Source organism: Pseudoalteromonas distincta, assembly GCF_000814675.1.
Lineage (GTDB): Bacteria > Pseudomonadota > Gammaproteobacteria > Enterobacterales > Alteromonadaceae > Pseudoalteromonas > Pseudoalteromonas distincta.
In genome coordinates this window covers 12033-30632 of sequence record NZ_JWIG01000004.1, presented here as the reverse complement: position 1 = coordinate 30632, position 18600 = coordinate 12033, and the positions used below count along the sequence as shown (strand labels likewise).

Genomic DNA, 18600 nt, shown 5'->3' with positions numbered 1-18600 from the left:
TAACCTTTCCTCCTGACTGAAAGTGCTTTACAACCCGAAGGCCTTCTTCACACACGCGGCATGGCTGCATCAGGCTTGCGCCCATTGTGCAATATTCCCCACTGCTGCCTCCCGTAGGAGTCTGGGCCGTGTCTCAGTCCCAGTGTGGCTGATCATCCTCTCAAACCAGCTAGGGATCGTCGCCTTGGTGAGCCATTACCTCACCAACTAGCTAATCCCACTTGGGCCAATCTAAAGGCGAGAGCCGAAGCCCCCTTTGGTCCGTAGACATTATGCGGTATTAGCAGTCGTTTCCAACTGTTGTCCCCCACCTCAAGGCATGTTCCCAAGCATTACTCACCCGTCCGCCGCTCGTCAGCAAAGTAGCAAGCTACTCTCTGTTACCGCTCGACTTGCATGTGTTAGGCCTGCCGCCAGCGTTCAATCTGAGCCATGATCAAACTCTTCAATTAAAAAGTTTTATGTCTTTCGACAGCTCAATGAATTCTGAATTTTTTAATATCTTTCGATATTGAATTGACTGTGCCGAATAATTACCGAAATAACTATTCTGTTGGTCACTCAGTTTTCAATTGAGACTCTAATTTGTTTGCCTCGCTACCTAAGTAGCTTGGCTGTTAGAACTCAATCTGTACGAGTGCCCACACAGATGATTGCTTTATATTGTTAAAGAACGTTTTGAGTCGCTTTAGCGTCTCAAGGGATGCGAATAATACACCCTTTATTTTTCGAGTCAACACTTTGTTTTAAATTTTCTTTTGGAAGATTTAAAACCGAAGTTTTATTTAACTCTCTGAGTAGTTTGTCCCTCGCTATGCGTTGGCGTTTCCCGTCTCAGTGGGGTCGCATTATAGGGAGAACAGATTTTTACGCAAGTACTTTTTTAAAGAAAAAGTAAAAAAAGATGCTGTTCGGTCAGTATCTGAACTAAACCCCCTGAAACTGATAGTTTTGTAACCAAACGGTGCCTTTTATGGTACAAAAATAACCTTGCTGATACACTCAAAGCTAATAACTATTATCTAAAAGGTACTAAATATGGCAATCCGTTCTTATAAAGGTGTAACTCCTTCGTTTAATTCGTCTGTTTATATTGATGAGTCATCAGTTTTGGTTGGTGATATTACTTTAGGTGATAATAGTAGTGTTTGGCCTTTGGTAGCTGCCCGAGGCGATGTTAACTATATACGTATTGGTAAACGCTCCAATATACAAGATGGCAGTGTATTGCATTTATCTCGTGCAACTAAAAGCAATCCAGATGGTTATCCACTTATTATAGGTGACGATGTAACTGTAGGTCATAAGGTAATGCTGCACGGATGTATATTAGGAAACCGTATACTTGTAGGTATGGGCGCTATTATTATGGATAACGTGGTTGTTGAAGATGATGTAATTATAGGTGGGGGATCTTTGGTACCACCAAACAAACGCTTAGAGTCTGGTTACTTATATGTAGGGAGTCCGGCTAAGCAAGCCCGCCCTCTAACGGAGCAAGAACTTGCCTTTTTAAAAATATCTGCCGATAACTACGTATCACTTAAAGATGAGTACTTAGCTGAAATAGCTAATTTAAGTTAATAAGCTTACTTCAATTTGGCCTGCCGAGTTATAGCTCTCTTCTTCGATAAGCTCCTCGGCACGTTCTTCGTAATCAAAACGATACTTTTCAAAATACTCTGTTGCATGGCTTTCGTCTGTTAATTTAAGTGTATTTACTTCTATTACACACTCCACCAGCATGCCACTAACTTGTGCAAAAAATACTAACTGATGATCGGGCTCTCTAAACTCTAGCCTATCTATAAATTGTATTGCCTGATTCATTTAAGCGTTCCTTGTTTGAGCGCATCAACGACGGGAAGTATTTTTGGCATTTTATTACGCCATACATAATATGCTTGAGCAGCTTGGCCAACTAACATGCCACTGCCATCTAAAAGCTTAGCGTTAATATTATGCTGTGCAACCCAATTCATAAAAATGGTATTTTGCAGTGAATAAAACATGTCATAAGCGACTTCACAGTTAGTTATGTGTTTTTTATCAAGTGCTGGAAGTTCGTTATTCATACTGCTAGAGGTAGAGTTTATAATTAGTGAGTAATCGCTTACTGGTAAATCATCAAAACCAAAACCAGATACTGGTCCATATTGGGTAAACAGCTCTGCGAGTTCTATGGCTTTTTGTGCTGTGCGATTAACTATTATTATTTCCTGAGGGTTATGCTCTAACAAAGGCAAAATAACCCCTCGAGCTGCACCGCCCGCACCTATGATTAAAATGCGTTTATTAGTTATGGCTACTTCATTAGCGAGTAAATCATTTACAAAGCCCACACCATCGGTGTTATCTCCGAGTAATGTGCCATCATCTCGTTTTTTTAATGTATTAACAGCCCCTACAATTTTAGCTAATGGCGTAAGCTCATCGGCCATTGCATAGGCTTGCTCTTTAAATGGCATTGTAACGTTAGCACCCACACCACCTTGCTCAAAAAAAGACAATACTGTTTTTTCAAAGTTATCGATAGGTGCTAATATTGTGCGATAGTCGATTTGCTCACCCAGTGATACAGCAAATTGTTTATGTATCGCGGGGGATTTTGAATGTTTAATTGGATTTCCAAAAACCGCATATTTGTCCATTTTAAAGCAACCTCTTTGCAGCTATAAACTGCCTATTAACAATGATAAGTAATATGATTAAACGACTTTTTTCTAAATCTAAGCCGGCTCCCGAGCAACAGGCTCCTACTCCTGAAAAAACACCGTATGAAATAATAGGTGGAGAGAAAGGGGCGCGAGCTATCTCCAATCGATTCTACGACATAATGGAGTCAGATGAATACGCTAAACCGTTATATGATATGCATCCTCTGCCATTAGATCGAATTCGCCAAGTATTTTTTGAATTTTTATCTGGTTGGTTAGGCGGGCCAAACCTATTTACTGAAAAACATGGCCAGCCAATGCTACGTAAAAGACATATGCCTTTTACTGTAGATAAAGCATTGCGCGATCAGTGGATGTACTGCATGAATAAAACGCTGGATATAGAAATAGACAATCCGTTGTTACGTGAAGGCTTAAAGCAATCATTCTCTCAACTAGCAACGCACATGATCAATCAGCATTAAATTTGTATTTAGCCACAATGCAAAAAGGCGCTAATTAGCGCCTTTTTGATTACTGTGTAACTGTTATAGTTGCCACTCTCTGGGTATCAGCTCACTTGGTTGACTCGTTAACCACTCTTGCGGGCGTAAGTAATACTGATATAGGTTAGCTTCTGGGCTACTTGGCTCTGGTTTATAGTTATATTCCCAGCGTGCAAGTGGTGGCATAGACATCAATATAGACTCAGTGCGCCCGCCACTTTGTAATCCAAATAAAGTGCCCCTATCCCATACTAAATTAAACTCAACGTATCGCCCGCGACGATAAAGCTGAAAATCACGTTGTTGCTCTGTGTATTCGTCATTTTTGCGACGTTCAATAATAGGTAAATAAGCATCTAAAAAGCCATTACCCACCGATTGCATAAACGCAAAGCTTTGCTCAAACCCTAGTTCGTTTAAATCGTCAAAGAACAAACCGCCTACTCCGCGAGTCTCATCTCTGTGCTTTAAATAAAAGTACTCGTCGCACCATGTTTTATATTTTGGATAAACTTCTCTGCCAAAAGGCGCACAAATGTCGTGAGCAACTTGATGCCAATGTTGTACGTCTTCTAATACTGGATAAAAAGGAGTGAGATCAAACCCGCCACCAAACCACCATATTGGCTCTTCGCCTTCTTTTTCGGCTATAAAAAAGCGCACATTGGCATGACTTGTTGGTACATGAGGGTTTTTAGGGTGAATAACTAACGACACACCACACGCATGAAAGCTGCGTCCTGCAAGCTCTGGTCTGTGCGCTGTTGCCGAACCTGGCATTGAAGCGCCAAATACATGAGAGTAATTAACTCCGCCTTGCTCTATTACAGTGCCATTAGTGGTTACGCGTGTACGACCACCACCACCTTCTGCTCGCTGCCAGTTATCTTCTATAAATTTAGCACTGCCATCTGCAGCCTCCAAACCTTGGCAAATAGTGTCTTGCAAAGCCATAAAGTATGCTTTTACTTGATTTAATAATTCGCTTTGCATATTAACCTCTAAATATTTTGCCAGTCATGGCGTCTTTTATTGTGCTTGGTTGAGTATTACCACCTAACGGCTCGTCAACGTAAAAGCCAACTTGTTCTGCAAATTGCGCTTTGGCTTGCTCAATACTAATTACCGTTTCTTGGCCAGTTAAGTTTGCACTGGTTGATACTAATGGCTTACCAAACTCTTGGCATAAACGCTTTACTGTTGGATGGTTTGTTACTCTTACCGCGATGGTATCAAACTGCCCTGTGAGCCATTTAGGCGTATTTTTAGATGCAGGCATAACCCATGTAATTGCAGCAGGCCAACTCGAAAAAATATCAGCGCGTTTATCCATTGGTATTTTTGCATCATCTACGTATTTTAATAATTGTCCGTAGTTATCAGCAATTAAAATAAGCCCTTTTTCAACCGGGCGCTGCTTAATAGCTAATAGTGCCTCAACGGCTTGTTGATTATCTGGATCACAACCTAAACCATATACAGCTTCTGTTGGGTATAAAATAACTTCGCCTTGCGTTAAGCATGTTATTGCAGTGGGCGTATTTGAAAGGTCTGACAAAGTAGTCTCCAGATATAATTAAACGTTATTCAGTTGGGGTGAGCTTATGCATGCAGCTTTTTTGTGGGCATTGCAATAATATGCCGTTTGCCATATTTCTTTCTATGACGATAGGCCAGTCACATTCAGGACACGGATGTTCAACCGGTTTATTATTAAGCGTGTATTTACAACTTGGGTAGCAATCACAAGAATAAAATACTTTACCAAACTTATTACTGCGCGCGACTAAATGACCTTTTTTGCATTTAGGGCAACTAGGCAAAGTATCTTCGCTTTGCTTTTCTTCATTTTCGTTAGCAATATAATGACATTCTGGATAACCCGTACACCCAATAAACATACCATAGCGGCCATTTTTAACCACCAGCGGTTTGCTACACTCAGGACATTCTGAATCTTCTAATATCTTGATTTCGTTACTGTCGTGGTGTGCCAGCGGCCTAATAAAGTCGCATTTTGGATAACTTGCGCATCCTAAAAAAGGGCCAGATTTACTATTGCGGATCACTAACTCTGAACCACACTGTGGGCATATCTCGTATTCTTTTTCGAGGGCGTGCTTGTTCGCCGAGAAAAGCGAATGGTCGATTTTACTCATGGTGATCCTAATAGGTTGGTGAATTTTCGCCTAATATACCCAAACCACTTAAAGATACAAGCAATGCCGTGCTTATCCTTTTAAGTAATTTGAGTACAATTAAGATAATTATCTCTAATGAAGAAGTTCGCTGGGTTCATCAAAAATCAAATCTTCCATTTGCTCATATGCCTCTTCAGAGCCAGGAACGTTAAACAAGATCATAAGTACAATCCACTTTAAGTCTTCTAGGCTTATAGTTGGTTTATCGAGAGAGGCTAAACAGTCCATTACCATTTCACGTGTTACATTGTTAATTACGCCTATTTGTTCAATAAACATTAAAAAGCCACGACACTCAGTGCTGAGCCTTTGGCATTCACTATCGGTAAATATACGCACAGCATCTTTAGGGTTAGCAATAAGATAAGGAGACTCATCGCTGTGTTGTAAATCGGCTAGTTGCTCTAACCAATCAAGAGCTTTAAATATCTCAGGCTTATTAAAGCCCGCACGCAGTAGCTCATCGGTTAACTCATTTTGCTCTGCAAATATATCCGCTTCGCTATGAATGTAATTTTCAAAAAGATACAAAAGAATATCAAACATATTACCTTCCTGCGCTTAACTTGATGTAACCATCTAACACTCGCTCAATCTGATCGTCTAATTCTAAATCGAGCAACCTACTGAGTACTTTATCTATTGGCCACTGCGCACGACGCACAATGTCATCTACACTGGTTACTTCAAAGCCAATACTATTTAAAACCTCACATTGAGAATTGGCTTGAATCGGCTGCTCTTTATTACATACATTATTGTCGTAAGTGAAACTCACCTCATCAAGAATGTCAGCCACGTTTTCTACCAGCTTAGCACCTTGCTTTATTAAAAAGTGACTTGCCTGCGCTAACGGGTTTTTAATAGAACCCGGTACTGCAAATACCTCTTTATTTTGTTCAAGCGCATAGCGTACTGTAATTAACGAACCACTTTTAATTTCAGCTTCAACAATAAGCACTCCTAACGATAATCCAGAAATAATACGATTACGGCGCGGAAAGTTGTGCGCATGAGCAGCTGTGCCTGGTAAAAACTCACTCACCAGCAAACCGCTTTCTAAAACTTGGTCTGTTAATAGTTTATGGCGTTTGGGATAGTAAATATCAACCCCAGTACCAAGCACCGCTATGGTTTTACCTGTACCAGCAAGAGAGCCTTTATGTGCTGCACCATCTATTCCCCGCGCCATACCTGAAGTAACCGTAATACCCGCCAAAGTTAACTCGTATGCAAATTCTGAGGCTATTTCAAGCCCGGTAGGTGTAGCATTACGGCTGCCAACAATTGCAATTTGTGGAGTTGATAATAACGAGACATCTCCCCTGCAAAATAGTAATAAAGGCGCACTGGCAATCTGCCGGAGATCTTCTGGGTAAAGCGCATCAAAAATACAGACAACAGTAATGTTGTTTAGCGCTATTAATTGCTCATAATGACTGACTTGTTGCCAATTGGTGTTGAGTAAATTACTCGCTTGATTAGCGGTTAACCCAAGCTGTAAAAGCTTGTCATGAGATAAGTCGAATAACGACCCAAGGGAATAGTTTGTAGATAGTGCTAAAAGGGTTTTTATACCCAACCCTTTACACATATAAAAGGCAAGCCAGTGGGCTAGCTTGCCAGATGACTGATCCATGCTCTCTCCTAGAGCACCGACTCGCTACTTCTTAATGAATAACTGCAATATCTCCAATGCGAATTGGGTGCTGGTTTTTAGTTATTAATGCATAACTTACTTTGTCATACACTTTAAAGACAATTAGCTCACCAACTTTTTCTTTAGGCATGGTCCACGTTGTGTTTTGTTCGTCAGACTCATCACCAAATAATTGGCTCACATCAGATAAAAGCTTCTCATATTTACTAGAATCTTCTGGGTAACGAGGGCCACGAGGACCATCAATAACCGTTGGCGATTGACGCTCTAGATCTAATACATGACCCGCTTCTATATTTTGTTCACTGCCTAAGTTTAGCACCACAACATCCATTGTGCTGAATTCTCTAACTTCGCGTGGTGAAGCAATAATATTACCTGTTACAGGTTCTGAAGGACGGTGTATATCAAAGTACGCAGGAAGCATTTGGCCTTCCATTGCCGGCATTAAAAAGTCACCTTGCTGAATTTCTCGTTTAACAGACTCAACACGTAATGATGAAGGCACGCCATTTTTCTCATCGCCCGCTCTAAAAGCACGTGCTATACCCACATAAGATGCACGCGTTGCTAACACCTCACCGGTTAAGTCAGTGTAGGGGTCACCTTTATGGTAAATGGCATATGCTTTATGTACTTGTAAGTCGCCTTTAACATATAAAATATGGCCTAGCGTTTGTGTTTTAGTATTTTCGTTTGCACCTAAAATATAAGGTTTACCTTTAATATCGTCACTGTTCATTGCTTGCTCGTAACTGATATAAGGTTTGATCATTTCAAGCGGCAAAGTAGTAATAGCATCACGCCCTTTTGGTGTAATACGACCCTGAGGAGATAGCTTTCTATATCCTTTATTTATCACTAAACGTGGGTTTCCATCTGCATCGTATATCAACGCTAATGCATCACCGGGGTAAATTAGGTGTGGGTTGTCAATTTGTGGATTCATTTGCCAAAGTTCAGGCCATAGCCAAGGCTCATCTAAATAGATGCCAGAAATATCCCAAAGTGTATCGCCTTTTTTTACAACATACTGTTTTGGTGCGTCTTTTTTTATTTTAAGTACATCAGCAACTGCGGGAAACGCAGCGCTTAACGTAAGCATGATTGCAAGTAGTGGAGATTTCATCGAGCTTCCTTGTATTGTTTTTTCATTATTATTGCCCAAAACCTGTTAAAGGTGAACGCGAATGGCTAAAATAAGAGCATACAATACCCTAAATTAAGCACAAGTGAAAAAGGTAACTATGGCTAGGTTAGAAGTTTTAAGATTTCCAGATGAACGTTTACGTACTGTAGCAAAAGATGTTGTACAAGTTGATGACACAGTACGCCAAATTGTAAAAGACATGCTAGAGACAATGTACGATGAAAATGGCATTGGTCTTGCGGCCACGCAAGTAGATATTCATCAAAGAATCGTTGTTATTGATGTATCAGAAGAGCGCAATGAGCCACTGGTATTAATTAATCCACAAATCATTAAAAAAGACGGCTCTACCGTTAGCGAAGAAGGCTGTTTATCAGTACCTAACTCGTATGCAAAAGTAGATCGTGCAGAAACAGTAACAGTCGCTGCACTTAACGAAAACGGTGAAGAATTTGTACTAGATGCAGATGAATTATTGGCTATTTGTATTCAACATGAACTAGATCACCTTCAAGGTAAGCTATTCATTGATTACTTATCTCCATTAAAGCGCCAACGTATTCGTAAAAAGCTTGAAAAAGAAGCCAAGTTTGCAGAACAGTAATAAGCACCTTAGGAAAACTCAGTGACTCAACCATTACGCATTATATTTGCCGGTACGCCGGACTTTGCCGCACGTCATTTACAAGCGCTGATACAAAGCGAACACCAAATAGTGGGTGTATATAGCCAGCCAGATCGCCCTGCAGGTCGTGGTAAAAAATTAAAAGCCAGTGAAGTGAAAGAGCTAGCGCTTGAGCACAACTTACCGGTTTTTCAGCCACAGTCATTAAAAAATGATGAAGCACTAGCTGAGCTAACAAGCTTAAATGCCGACATTATGATTGTTGTAGCATATGGCTTAATTTTACCTAAAGCTATTTTAGAAGCGCCACGTTTAGGCTGTTTAAATGTGCATGGCTCTATATTACCGCGCTGGCGCGGTGCTGCACCTATTCAACGCGCAATTTGGGCAGGTGATGAACAAACCGGCGTAACAATAATGCAAATGGATGAAGGGCTAGATACCGGCGATATGCTACATATAAGCCGCTGCCCTATTAGCACAACAGAAACTAGCGCAAGCTTATATACAAAGCTTGCTGAGCTAGGTCCAGATGCGTTAATTGAAACCATTAATAAATTAGCTAATGGTGAGATCACCCCTGAACCTCAAAACGATGAACTTGCTAACTACGCTAAAAAGCTTTCTAAAGAGGAAGCTGATATCGACTGGTCCATGAGTGCGCTTCAAATCGAGCGAAACATTCGCTCTTTTAACCCGTGGCCAATGTGCTTTACCCAAATGGGTGGGCAAACAGTAAAGATTCATCAAGCGCAGGTTATGCTGCAATCAGGTGTTCCTGGGCAAATTTTATCAAGCGACAAAAATGGCGTAGTAGTGGCGTGTGGCGAACACGCTTTATGTATTACGCAATTACAGCCGCAAGGTAAAAAACCAATGGCAATTAACGACTTTTTAAATGGTCGTAGTGACTGGGTTACTCCTGGCACAATATTAGGCGAAAACAATGAGTAATGTTCCAAACGTACGAGCGCTTGCCGCTGAAACTTTATATAACGTAGTTGATAAAGGCGCATCGCTTAATCAAGAACTTCCATTTGCAAGCCAAGGCTTGCCGCCTAAAGATAAAGCGTTGCTACAGCAAATTTGTTATGGCGTTTTACGCTACTTACCGAGCCTTGAAAATTACTGCCAACACTTAGTAGAGCAGCCATTAAAAGGTAAACGTAGAATATTTCAGTTTTTATTATACGTAGGTATTTATCAACTGCAGCATATGCGCGTACCACCTCATGCTGCCATTTCAGAAACGGTTAACGCACTGGCTCAACTACGCGCTTTAGGATTAAAAGGGCTGATAAACGCCATTTTACGTAGCTTTCAGCGTCAACAAGCTGAGCTTGAAGAAAAAGCGAAGCTTATTCCGGTATGTTTATACAACCATCCAAATTGGTTTATTAAACAGGTGCAAACAGCCTACCCAGATAGCTGGGAAGCACTACTTGAAGAAAACCAGCAACAAGCGCCAATGTGGCTTCGTGTCAATCAAGCCCAATTTAGCACGCAAGAATACAGCGACATGCTTAGCGCTAACGATATTGAACACACCTTAAACCCTGATTTTATTGATGGGATTAAGCTTGCCAAACCACGTGATGTATTTTCGTTACCTGAGTTTGATACAGGTGCATGTTCAGTACAAGATGCTGCAGCACAGTTAGCAGCCCGCTTTTTAGAACCTAAAGCAGACGACTATATTTTGGATGCCTGCGCAGCCCCTGGCGGTAAAACATGTCATATTTTAGAGCTTGCTGATGCAGATGTACTTGCACTAGATAGCGACTCAACTCGCCTTGAACGTGTTAAGCAAAACTTAACTCGTATTGGCTTAGGTGCAGACCTACAATGTGGCGACGCATCACAACCACATACTTGGTGGGATGAAAAATTATTTGATCGTATTTTGCTTGATGTGCCTTGTTCGGCCACTGGCGTAATTCGCCGTCACCCTGATATAAAATGGTTACGTCGCGCATCAGACATCGAAGACTTAGCTAAGTTACAAAGCGATATTCTTGATAGCATTTGGCCACTGTTAAAACCAGGTGGCACATTGGTATATGCTACGTGTTCGGTTCTTCCACAAGAAAACCAACAGCAAGTTGCTAAGTTTTTAGCTAATAACGATGATGTAGAACATATACCTCTACACGAAAACGATACCGTAACAAATCCAGGTTTGCAGTTACTGCCCGGTGAAAGTGATGGATTTTATTACGCTAAGCTAGTTAAAAAAGCCTAATAGCCGTACACTAAATAGTTAGCCATTTATGAAACATTAAATGGCTATTTTTTTAATTAAATTATGATCAATACCACGGGTAAATAATGAAAATAATTATACTCGGTGCCGGGCAAGTTGGTGCTACGCTTGCTGAAAACTTAGTTGGCGAACAAAACGAAATTACCGTTGTTGATATAGACGGTAACCGATTACGTGAACTTCAAGATAAGTACGACTTACAAGGGGTTATGGGCCACAGCGCGCATCCTGATGTATTACGCCGTGCAGGTGCTGAAGATGCCGATATGATTATAGCGGTAACCAGTTCAGATGAAGTGAACATGGTTGCATGCCAAGTGGCATACAGTATTTTTAAAACGCCCACTAAAATTGCCCGCATTCGCTCAGAGCAATATTTAAAATACCGCGAAAAACTTTTTCAAAACGACGATTTACCAATCGATCATTACATTGCTCCCGAAGCACTGGTCACTAAGTATATTCGCCGTTTAATTGACTACCCTGGTGCTCTGCAAGTATTGCAGTTTGCTGATGGCATGCTCTCGTTAGTAGCCGTAAAAGCTTACTATGGCGGTTTATTAGTAGGTTATGCGTTATCTGCACTTAAAGAACACATCCCTAATGTAGAGACTCGTGTTGCCGCTATTTATCGTCAAGGTAAAGCAATCAAACCATTGGGTACCACCGTTATTGAAGCCGATGACGAAGTATTCTTTATTGCCGCTACAAAACATATACGCGCAGTAATGAACGAGCTACAAAAACTTGAGCGTTCGTACAAAAAAATTATGATAGCTGGTGGCGGTAACATTGGGGCAGGCCTTGCCCGCTCACTTGAAAAAAACCACACAGTTAAACTAATTGAACGCAGTAAAGAACGTGCCGAGCAACTCTCAGAAATGCTCGATAACACGGTCGTTTTTTGTGGTGACGCATCTGATCAAGAACTGCTCTCAGAAGAGCATATTGAACAAGTCGATGTATTTATTGCCGTAACCAATGACGATGAAGCAAACATTATGTCAGCCATGCTTGCAAAACGTATGGGCGCACAAAAAACCATGGTGCTTATCCAGCGTGGTGCTTACGTTGATTTGGTACAAGGCGGCGAAATAGATATTGCCATATCGCCACAACAAGCAACAATATCAGCGTTATTAACGCACGTACGCCGTGGTGATATTGTTAATGTGTACTCACTGCGTAAAGGTGCGGCAGAAGCCATAGAAGCGGTAGCTCATGGTGATGAAAACACATCTAAAGTGGTTGGTCGTGCGATTGCCGACATAAAACTACCTGCAGGTACAACTATTGGCGCAATAGTACGTAATGATGATGTACTGATAGCCCACGACGATACAATAATTATGTCGGGCGATCATGTCATTATGTTTTTAATCGACAAAAAACACATTACCGTTGTAGAAAAACTATTCCAAGTAAGTGCTATATTCCTTTAACTAGTTACGCTAATTAGTTAATTTAAAATACAAAAAAGCCGCTGACTAAGGCGGCTTTAGTGGAGTATCTTCGAATATTGATTACTGTACTTTTGAAAACTCTTCTTTAGAGATTTCACCATTTCCATCAGTATCTAAATCATCAAAAATCTTTACAAGTTGAGGGTTAACCTTTGCTTCTTCCATTGTAATCGCACCGTCGCCATCTGCATCAAAAGAGGCAAAATCTACTGCGGCATATGCTGCTGATGAAGATGCTAAAACGATAACTGCAAGTGTTGTATTGAATGTTTTCATAATAATATTCCTAGTAATATGGGAAGTCCTTTTCAAAGATCCCTGACTGTGAAAAATGTTTTATCTGAAAAAGGTTAGTTAACCTGTACTCTGGTTAAGAGATTTACTAACGTATTGAATCATGGTGATATTTAAATTTATTTTCTCTAGCCAGAGATTTTCAGTGAAAACAAGGCGAATTTACGCGTCAATAGCTGGCCTATTGCAAGTAAATTCAACGCAGTTAGCGCTGAAAATAGCTGCTAGAGATATATTTATTATCCAGAGTTCAGGTTAGTTAGTAATTAGCGAATTCTTCTTTAGAAAGCTCGCCGCTACCATCAGTGTCTAGCTCAATAAATTCAGCCATTAAATCGGTATCGACTGCTGCTTCGCTTGGGCTAATTGTGCCGCTACCATCGATATCAAGGCTGTCAAAATCTGATGCTGCAAATGCAGCTGAAGAAGATGCTAGTACTATAAGTGCTAATGCTTTATTTAAATGCTTCATAACTTAATCCTTCAATGTTCTATCAAAAAAATTGCTTCGTTTAACTTAAAACGTAATTTTTTACTTCCTTGTTATCCTCTTTCGTAAGCTCCCTTGCCTACTTAGGTTGTCTTTGGCAACTCAGGATAAATACTTTTTAATTAAGCTTCTGAAAATTCTTCTTTTGATAACTCACCATTTTGGTCAGTATCAAGCTCAGAAAACATGCTCATTAATTTTGCGTCTACTGATGCTTCTGCTTGGCTAATTGTGCCACTGCCGTCTACATCAAGTGTGTCAAAATCTGTTGCTGCAAAAGCGGCTGAAGAAGATGCAATAGCGATAAGTGCTAAAGTTTTATTAATGCTTTTCATAATATGTATCCTTCAAATTTATGTGTGTGCGATTAAGTATTTCACTTTGAATCACGATTTCGTTCAGTACACCCTGACTATTACAACTTAAATGCCAACATTGAAAAGCTATTAACTTTCAATAAGTTAAAAGTAAAACGTACAATAAGTAGGAATTTTCAGAGTCATTACTGTTGCCTTTTCGCAACACGCTTTAGAGGTGAAAAACTAAAGTCATTAAAAACAAATAGTTATGTTTATATAAAAAGATACATTTTAAAATGTAGAGCTATAAAAGGAGGGATTTTAAAAAATAATTAAGGTTAATTTAAACGAAGTAGCTATAACAACAAAAAACAAGCCATAATAAAAAAACACGTAAAACATTGTTTTATTTGAATAATATTTTTAATTATATAAAAACAAAAAAATACTTTATAAATACCTCACGTAAAACGCCATTTTGTTGCAAATAAGCGAAAAACGATTTATTCAACGGTGGGCTCAAGCGCAGATGGGTCTATAAAATGCTCTTTCATAAAGGTTTTCATTTCATCCTCGCTTGCTAGTAGCTTAATCCCGCAGTGCACACCTGCGGCATGCTCTTTAACACTGCAAATTTCACCTTCAAAATCTTTATCACTACTATTGAGTACGACAGTGCATTGCATATCTTTAATACCTTCAGCTTGCTGATCGCCTCTAATATCAAACATTACACCAGTGAGTGAAATGTCCTTAATAAGGCCTTCAAGCACTCTATCGTCACTTAGTTTTAGCTTTGCAGGTAACAAGGTAGGTATGCGTGTTTGCGAGCGTAGCGCAAATAGCTGCACTTGCTTAGGAAAATTAATAAAGACGAGTTTAGCGGGATGAGAGGCTACTGACATAATTTGCTGGCGAAACGCAATAACTTGCCCGCCACTGCCTTCAATCAGTGCTCTTACAACAACCATTACACCATCACGTAAATAGTCACTCGCTGCAGGTAAACGCTTAGCATTGGGATAATTTAAAATAATAAACTGTTTATCGAGTAAACCAACTAATTCAGTTTTAACACGCTTACTGCTTGTAGGTGTTAATATTTCTAGGTCGACTAAGCTGCCTACACTTATATGCTTTAGCTTTTCTAAATTTGTTGGCATATCCCTTTCCCAATAGTTCGTAATTTAAAACTTAAGCCGCTCGTTTATCCACGCCAAAAAGTAGGCGTAAATAACACTAATAAAGTAAATATTTCTAAACGACCAAACACCATTGCAATGGTAAGCAACCATTTAGCACCATCGGTTATAGCACCATAATGCGACGCTACATCTCCTAAACCAGGCCCTAAGTTATTTAAACAAGCCGCAGTGGCTGAGAACGCAGTTATGTTATCCATACCCGTGCCCATAAGCGCTAACATAATAATAATAAATACAAGCGCATATGCAGAGAAAAAACCCCACACGGCTTCTACTACTTTGTCTGGCAACGCCTTACGACCCAGCTTGATTGAATATATAGCACGAGGATGCACTAAACGATTAAGCTCACGCACGCCCTGCAAATAAAGTAAAAATACGCGCACTACTTTCATACCACCACCAGTAGAGCCTGCACAGCCACCAATAAAGCTCGAAAATATAAGTAAAATAGGTAAAAACAAAGGCCATGTTGAAAAGTTATCAGTAGCAAAGCCTGCTGTTGTACTCATTGAAACAGCTTGAAATAACGCCTGATCGAGGGTTTCATCGCCATTAGCAAATATTTCGTTAGAGGAAAGTACAGTAAAACAAATAACCACCAGCGCTAATTGAATACACAAAAACACCTTAAACTCTGGGTCTCTAATATAAACTTGTATGTTACGACTGGCCACTGCGGCGTAATGCAGGGAGAAGTTAACAGCGGCAATAATTAAAAAGAACACACAAATAAAGTTAATTACAGGGCTGTCGAAGTGCCCCATGGAGGCGTCGTAAGTAGAAAAACCACCTATCGCCACCGTTGAGAATGCATGACATATAGCATCAAACCACTCCATTCCTGCAGCCCAATAAGCCAGCATACAAGTAATAGTCAACGACACATAAATATACCAAAGGTGCTTTGCAGTATCGGCAATTCGCGGGGTCATTTTAGAATCTTTTACAGGCCCTGGTATTTCAGCGCGGTACAACTGCATACCACCAACACCTAGCATTGGGAGTATAGCAACAGCGAGTACGATTATACCCATACCGCCAAACCACTGGAGTTGCTGGCGATAAAACAATACCGACTTAGGTAAATACTCAATACCGGTAAGTACTGTAGCGCCGGTGGTTGTTAAGCCAGAAAATGCTTCAAATACCGCATCGGCGAGCGATAAGTTAGGTTCTTGTAAAAAGATAAGCGGCAAGGACGCAAACGCCCCAAGTACCAGCCAAAACAAAACAACAATTAAAAAGCCTTCACGTGCTTTTAAATCACCGTTTTCATGGCGGTTTGGGTAATAAGCCATCATGCCAATAACAACACTAAAGATAAATGCTAAAACAAAGGGAACACCACCACCGTCTTTGTATATTAAAGACACCAGTGCCGGAGGCACCATGGTAATACTAAACAGCGCAACAAGTTGGCCAAGAATTTTTATGATGGTACGAAATTGCATTTAGCTTGTCGCTTTTATTATTAGTAAATTCAGGCTGAGTAGTATCAACCAAATTAAATAGGGTCAGTATGCATTATATGCAATTTGTGTAGGTTATTACTCTTTAATAGTTAACTCAACTGCGCCGTGACTTAAATCAAAAATATCTTTGATTGCTTGCTGAGCTTCACGGCTATCGATTGTAATCACCCACTCAATATTAGCAGTAAATTGCTTATCAATATTAAGCACTTGATACTTTGTTTTTAATAACTGCTCAATCGCGCCTTGCATGCTGTACTCACTACTCCCAGTAATTTCAACGCTGGGAACTTTAAGCACCGTTTGCAATTTTACTAGTGCATTATTTAATGAGCCACCATAAGCACGTACTAGCCCGCCGGTGCCTAATTTTATGCCGCCAAAATAACGTGTCACCACGGCAGTGATTTCGCCAAGGCCCGAACCCACCAGCACATTTAACATAGGCTTTCCTGCAGTGCCATTTGGTTCACCATCGTCCGAAAAACCATAAACATGGCTGCCACCGGGGTTGCCTGCCACATGTGCCCAGCAGTTATGGCGTGCATCGCTATACTTTTCTTCAATGCTTTTAATAAATGTTTTTGCTGAATTTAAATCGGGGGTGTGTGCAATGTGGACTATAAACGTACTTTTTTTTATTTCTTCTTGATGAAAAACGTCAGCAGCAGGATATTTATATTCAGACATATTAAAAGCTCAATTAAAAATGGGGCCTAAAGGCCCCGTTCATATGCATATTTTAACGTTTATTCGCTAACTCGTCTTTATAGAAATTAATCGAGTTCTAAATTACGCGTCATATTCTCTAGGCTATCTTCGTGAACAATAATGTTATCTTCAATACGAATGCCGCCAAATGGTTTAAATGACTCTACCTTTTCCCAGTTAATAAACTGCTTATTATCGGTTTGCGCTAAATCACTAAGCAGTGAATCAATAAAGTATAAACCTGGCTCAATAGTAAACACTTGGTTTTTTTCGATCAGGCGAGTACAACGCAAGAACGGATGCCCTTCTGGCGATGGTTGATGTGTGCCCTTTTCGTCACTCATAAAACCGCCCATATCATGCACTTGTAAACCTAGGTGATGTCCTAGTCCATGCGGGAAGAAAGTAGATGTAATTTTACGCTCAACAATTTCCTCCGCGGGTAGGTTAACAATTTTAAAGTCACTAAGTATTTGTGCGATACGATTATGACATTCAACGTGTAAATCTCCATAAAGCATACCCGGCTTTAAACCTTTACCTAACTCGATTTGTTGAACAGTCATCGCTTGTACAAGTTCAGCAAACTCACCCTGCTTTTTAAAATCATACGTACGAGTAATATCAGCAGCGTAACCATTAAAGTTTGCACCGGCATCAATTAAAAATGAGTTGTGGGTGTGTGGCACTTTTGGATCAAAGTGCGTGTAGTGCAAAATAGCGCAGTTTTCGTTAAGCGCAACAATGTTGCCGTACGGCATTTCATTTTCGCTTTGACGTGTCGCCATTAAGTACGCTTGCTGAATATCAAACTCGCTACCACCATTAAAGAATGTATCGCGTGCAGCTTTATGCCCATCTACTGCAATGCGGTTAGCGTTGCGTAAACATTCAAGTTCGTACTGCGTTTTATAAGCGCGGTGGTAATGAAAATAGTTAAGTACAGGCTCAGGGTTCATAATACTAAAACCAAGAGCTTGCGCTACTTCAATGTATTCACCCATGTAAGCATATTTAGCTTTATCGTATGGTAATAACTTTTCTACTTGATCAGGCTGAAGTAGTAGCTCTATATCAAAGTACTCTGCCCAAAAGTCGCGAGGCTCGTCTGGTACTTTATGCCAAAAATCTACCGGGCGATAAAATATGAGTTTTGGTTTGTCGCTACCATTTACCACAATCCAGCAATGAGGATTATCAATAACCGGTAACCATGCTTTAAACTGTGGATTAACTTTAAATGGATAATACATATCATCTAAAAACTGGCGTTTAGCTTGGCCTGAATGAATTACTAATCCTTCTAACCCTTCGCTATTACAAATTGTACGAGTACGCTGTTGCAGTGTTGCAATATGTTCGGCGTATAAAACGGCTAATTTATCCATTGTTAATCCATCTGTTAAATTTAACTTGCTCTGAGTCTACCACTTATACCAATTGCATTAAATTAATGATCTATTATAGCGATAAGAAAATAGCTTAATAACAAGGCTAAAATTATGATACATAGTTGTTCTATATAAATAATTTTTAACGCAGTTATTTAATACGCTAGAATGATCATGCTTTTAATGAAATTGGTATTACCCTCAGCGCTC

21 protein-coding genes and 1 rRNA gene are annotated in these 18600 nt (G+C 40.1%); 6 read left to right on the top strand and 16 right to left on the bottom strand.

The features are described 5' to 3' along the window. Positions 1-452, bottom strand: a 16S ribosomal RNA gene (locus tag QT16_RS04425); the annotation flags it as partial. A 586-nt stretch (positions 453-1038) separates the two neighbouring features. On the opposite strand from QT16_RS04425, the gene QT16_RS04420 reads away from it, so the two are divergent. Further along, positions 1039-1584, top strand: a complete 546-nt coding sequence (locus tag QT16_RS04420; protein WP_002959868.1) for a gamma carbonic anhydrase family protein — start codon at positions 1039-1041, stop codon at positions 1582-1584. Here the strand turns inward: QT16_RS04420 and QT16_RS04415 are convergent. Continuing rightward, on the bottom strand, positions 1576-1830 hold the full coding sequence (locus QT16_RS04415; RefSeq protein WP_004335144.1) for a DUF1488 family protein: 255 nt from the start codon (positions 1828-1830) through the stop codon (positions 1576-1578). The two genes, QT16_RS04420 and QT16_RS04415, sit on opposite strands and share 9 nt — an antisense overlap. Continuing rightward, positions 1827-2651, bottom strand: a complete 825-nt coding sequence (gene aroE / locus QT16_RS04410) for a shikimate dehydrogenase (protein ID WP_039486494.1) — start codon at positions 2649-2651, stop codon at positions 1827-1829. The genes QT16_RS04415 and aroE overlap by 4 nt, the downstream gene beginning before the upstream one ends. A gap of 53 nt (positions 2652-2704) precedes the next feature. Between aroE and QT16_RS04405 the strand changes: the two genes are divergently transcribed. Beyond that, complete coding sequence (locus QT16_RS04405) at positions 2705-3142, top strand: group II truncated hemoglobin (RefSeq protein WP_004335148.1); 438 nt, start codon at positions 2705-2707, stop codon at positions 3140-3142. 63 nt (positions 3143-3205) lie between these two features. Here QT16_RS04405 and hemF read toward each other — a convergent pair whose 3' ends face one another. The 6 genes from hemF to QT16_RS04375 form a co-directional block, all read right to left on the bottom strand. Then, the gene (gene hemF / locus QT16_RS04400; protein ID WP_039486491.1) at positions 3206-4156 is read right to left on the bottom strand and encodes an oxygen-dependent coproporphyrinogen oxidase; all 951 of its coding nucleotides are present in this window, start codon (positions 4154-4156) and stop codon (positions 3206-3208) included. Position 4157: 1 nt separating this feature from the next. Beyond that, positions 4158-4721, bottom strand: a complete 564-nt coding sequence (tsaC, locus tag QT16_RS04395; protein ID WP_004335153.1) for an L-threonylcarbamoyladenylate synthase type 1 TsaC — start codon at positions 4719-4721, stop codon at positions 4158-4160. Between the two features lie 25 nt (positions 4722-4746). Next, positions 4747-5322 (bottom strand): DNA topoisomerase family protein, encoded by a 576-nt coding sequence (locus QT16_RS04390; protein ID WP_039486488.1) that lies wholly within the window; start codon positions 5320-5322, stop codon positions 4747-4749. Between the two features lie 114 nt (positions 5323-5436). Then, positions 5437-5910, bottom strand: a complete 474-nt coding sequence (locus QT16_RS04385) for a DUF494 family protein (RefSeq protein ID WP_039486485.1) — start codon at positions 5908-5910, stop codon at positions 5437-5439. A 1-nt stretch (position 5911) separates the two neighbouring features. After that, on the bottom strand, positions 5912-7003 hold the full coding sequence (dprA, locus tag QT16_RS04380) for a DNA-processing protein DprA (protein ID WP_033040315.1): 1092 nt from the start codon (positions 7001-7003) through the stop codon (positions 5912-5914). A 31-nt stretch (positions 7004-7034) separates the two neighbouring features. Continuing rightward, the gene (locus QT16_RS04375) at positions 7035-8153 is read right to left on the bottom strand and encodes a LysM peptidoglycan-binding domain-containing protein (protein ID WP_004335161.1); all 1119 of its coding nucleotides are present in this window, start codon (positions 8151-8153) and stop codon (positions 7035-7037) included. 118 nt (positions 8154-8271) lie between these two features. Between QT16_RS04375 and def the strand changes: the two genes are divergently transcribed. The 4 genes from def (at position 8272) to trkA (ending at position 12504) form a co-directional block, all read left to right on the top strand. Then, on the top strand, positions 8272-8778 hold the full coding sequence (def, locus tag QT16_RS04370; RefSeq protein WP_004335162.1) for a peptide deformylase: 507 nt from the start codon (positions 8272-8274) through the stop codon (positions 8776-8778). A 21-nt stretch (positions 8779-8799) separates the two neighbouring features. Next, on the top strand, positions 8800-9753 hold the full coding sequence (gene fmt / locus QT16_RS04365; RefSeq protein WP_004335164.1) for a methionyl-tRNA formyltransferase: 954 nt from the start codon (positions 8800-8802) through the stop codon (positions 9751-9753). Further along, complete coding sequence (gene rsmB / locus QT16_RS04360) at positions 9746-11041, top strand: 16S rRNA (cytosine(967)-C(5))-methyltransferase RsmB (protein WP_039486477.1); 1296 nt, start codon at positions 9746-9748, stop codon at positions 11039-11041. Before fmt ends, rsmB begins: the two co-directional genes overlap by 8 nt. An 86-nt stretch (positions 11042-11127) precedes the next feature. Further along, positions 11128-12504 carry a Trk system potassium transporter TrkA gene (gene trkA, locus QT16_RS04355; protein WP_004335170.1) on the top strand — a complete coding sequence of 459 codons (1377 nt, stop codon included), beginning with the start codon at positions 11128-11130 and terminating at the stop codon, positions 12502-12504. Between the two features lie 81 nt (positions 12505-12585). Here trkA and QT16_RS04350 read toward each other — a convergent pair whose 3' ends face one another. From QT16_RS04350 to pepQ, 7 genes are all read right to left on the bottom strand, one after another. After that, the gene (locus QT16_RS04350; RefSeq protein ID WP_024597191.1) at positions 12586-12801 is read right to left on the bottom strand and encodes an EF-hand domain-containing protein; all 216 of its coding nucleotides are present in this window, start codon (positions 12799-12801) and stop codon (positions 12586-12588) included. Positions 12802-13078: 277 nt separating this feature from the next. Next, the gene (locus QT16_RS04345; RefSeq protein ID WP_004335174.1) at positions 13079-13291 is read right to left on the bottom strand and encodes an EF-hand domain-containing protein; all 213 of its coding nucleotides are present in this window, start codon (positions 13289-13291) and stop codon (positions 13079-13081) included. A gap of 140 nt (positions 13292-13431) precedes the next feature. Then, positions 13432-13644: an EF-hand domain-containing protein gene (locus QT16_RS04340; RefSeq protein WP_004335175.1), complete on the bottom strand. Its 213-nt coding sequence runs from the start codon at positions 13642-13644 to the stop codon at positions 13432-13434. Positions 13645-14111: 467 nt separating this feature from the next. Continuing rightward, positions 14112-14771 (bottom strand): flagellar brake domain-containing protein, encoded by a 660-nt coding sequence (locus tag QT16_RS04335; RefSeq protein WP_039486472.1) that lies wholly within the window; start codon positions 14769-14771, stop codon positions 14112-14114. Between the two features lie 44 nt (positions 14772-14815). Further along, a complete protein-coding gene (locus tag QT16_RS04330) occupies positions 14816-16267 on the bottom strand; it encodes a TrkH family potassium uptake protein (protein WP_004335179.1) in 1452 nt (483 codons plus the stop codon). 96 nt (positions 16268-16363) lie between these two features. After that, on the bottom strand, positions 16364-16978 hold the full coding sequence (locus QT16_RS04325) for a YigZ family protein (protein ID WP_004335181.1): 615 nt from the start codon (positions 16976-16978) through the stop codon (positions 16364-16366). An 86-nt stretch (positions 16979-17064) separates the two neighbouring features. Beyond that, complete coding sequence (gene pepQ / locus QT16_RS04320) at positions 17065-18387, bottom strand: Xaa-Pro dipeptidase (protein ID WP_004335183.1); 1323 nt, start codon at positions 18385-18387, stop codon at positions 17065-17067. Positions 18388-18600 lie beyond the last annotated feature (213 nt).

What these genes read in the sequence shown, in the direction of transcription:
- QT16_RS04420 (WP_002959868.1), top strand. Translation starts at nt 1,039, where the DNA reads ATGGCAATCCGTTCTTATAAAGGTGTAACTCCTTCGTTTAATTCGTCT.
- QT16_RS04415 (WP_004335144.1), bottom strand. Translation starts at nt 1,830, where the DNA reads ATGAATCAGGCAATACAATTTATAGATAGGCTAGAGTTTAGAGAGCCC.
- aroE (WP_039486494.1), bottom strand. Translation starts at nt 2,651, where the DNA reads ATGGACAAATATGCGGTTTTTGGAAATCCAATTAAACATTCAAAATCC.
- QT16_RS04405 (WP_004335148.1), top strand. Translation starts at nt 2,705, where the DNA reads ATGATTAAACGACTTTTTTCTAAATCTAAGCCGGCTCCCGAGCAACAG.
- hemF (WP_039486491.1), bottom strand. Translation starts at nt 4,156, where the DNA reads ATGCAAAGCGAATTATTAAATCAAGTAAAAGCATACTTTATGGCTTTG.
- QT16_RS04390 (WP_039486488.1), bottom strand. Translation starts at nt 5,322, where the DNA reads ATGAGTAAAATCGACCATTCGCTTTTCTCGGCGAACAAGCACGCCCTC.
- QT16_RS04385 (WP_039486485.1), bottom strand. Translation starts at nt 5,910, where the DNA reads ATGTTTGATATTCTTTTGTATCTTTTTGAAAATTACATTCATAGCGAA.
- dprA (WP_033040315.1), bottom strand. Translation starts at nt 7,003, where the DNA reads ATGGATCAGTCATCTGGCAAGCTAGCCCACTGGCTTGCCTTTTATATG.
- QT16_RS04375 (WP_004335161.1), bottom strand. Translation starts at nt 8,153, where the DNA reads ATGAAATCTCCACTACTTGCAATCATGCTTACGTTAAGCGCTGCGTTT.
- def (WP_004335162.1), top strand. Translation starts at nt 8,272, where the DNA reads ATGGCTAGGTTAGAAGTTTTAAGATTTCCAGATGAACGTTTACGTACT.
- rsmB (WP_039486477.1), top strand. Translation starts at nt 9,746, where the DNA reads ATGAGTAATGTTCCAAACGTACGAGCGCTTGCCGCTGAAACTTTATAT.
- trkA (WP_004335170.1), top strand. Translation starts at nt 11,128, where the DNA reads ATGAAAATAATTATACTCGGTGCCGGGCAAGTTGGTGCTACGCTTGCT.
- QT16_RS04350 (WP_024597191.1), bottom strand. Translation starts at nt 12,801, where the DNA reads ATGAAAACATTCAATACAACACTTGCAGTTATCGTTTTAGCATCTTCA.
- QT16_RS04345 (WP_004335174.1), bottom strand. Translation starts at nt 13,291, where the DNA reads ATGAAGCATTTAAATAAAGCATTAGCACTTATAGTACTAGCATCTTCT.
- QT16_RS04340 (WP_004335175.1), bottom strand. Translation starts at nt 13,644, where the DNA reads ATGAAAAGCATTAATAAAACTTTAGCACTTATCGCTATTGCATCTTCT.
- QT16_RS04335 (WP_039486472.1), bottom strand. Translation starts at nt 14,771, where the DNA reads ATGCCAACAAATTTAGAAAAGCTAAAGCATATAAGTGTAGGCAGCTTA.
- QT16_RS04330 (WP_004335179.1), bottom strand. Translation starts at nt 16,267, where the DNA reads ATGCAATTTCGTACCATCATAAAAATTCTTGGCCAACTTGTTGCGCTG.
- QT16_RS04325 (WP_004335181.1), bottom strand. Translation starts at nt 16,978, where the DNA reads ATGTCTGAATATAAATATCCTGCTGCTGACGTTTTTCATCAAGAAGAA.
- pepQ (WP_004335183.1), bottom strand. Translation starts at nt 18,387, where the DNA reads ATGGATAAATTAGCCGTTTTATACGCCGAACATATTGCAACACTGCAA.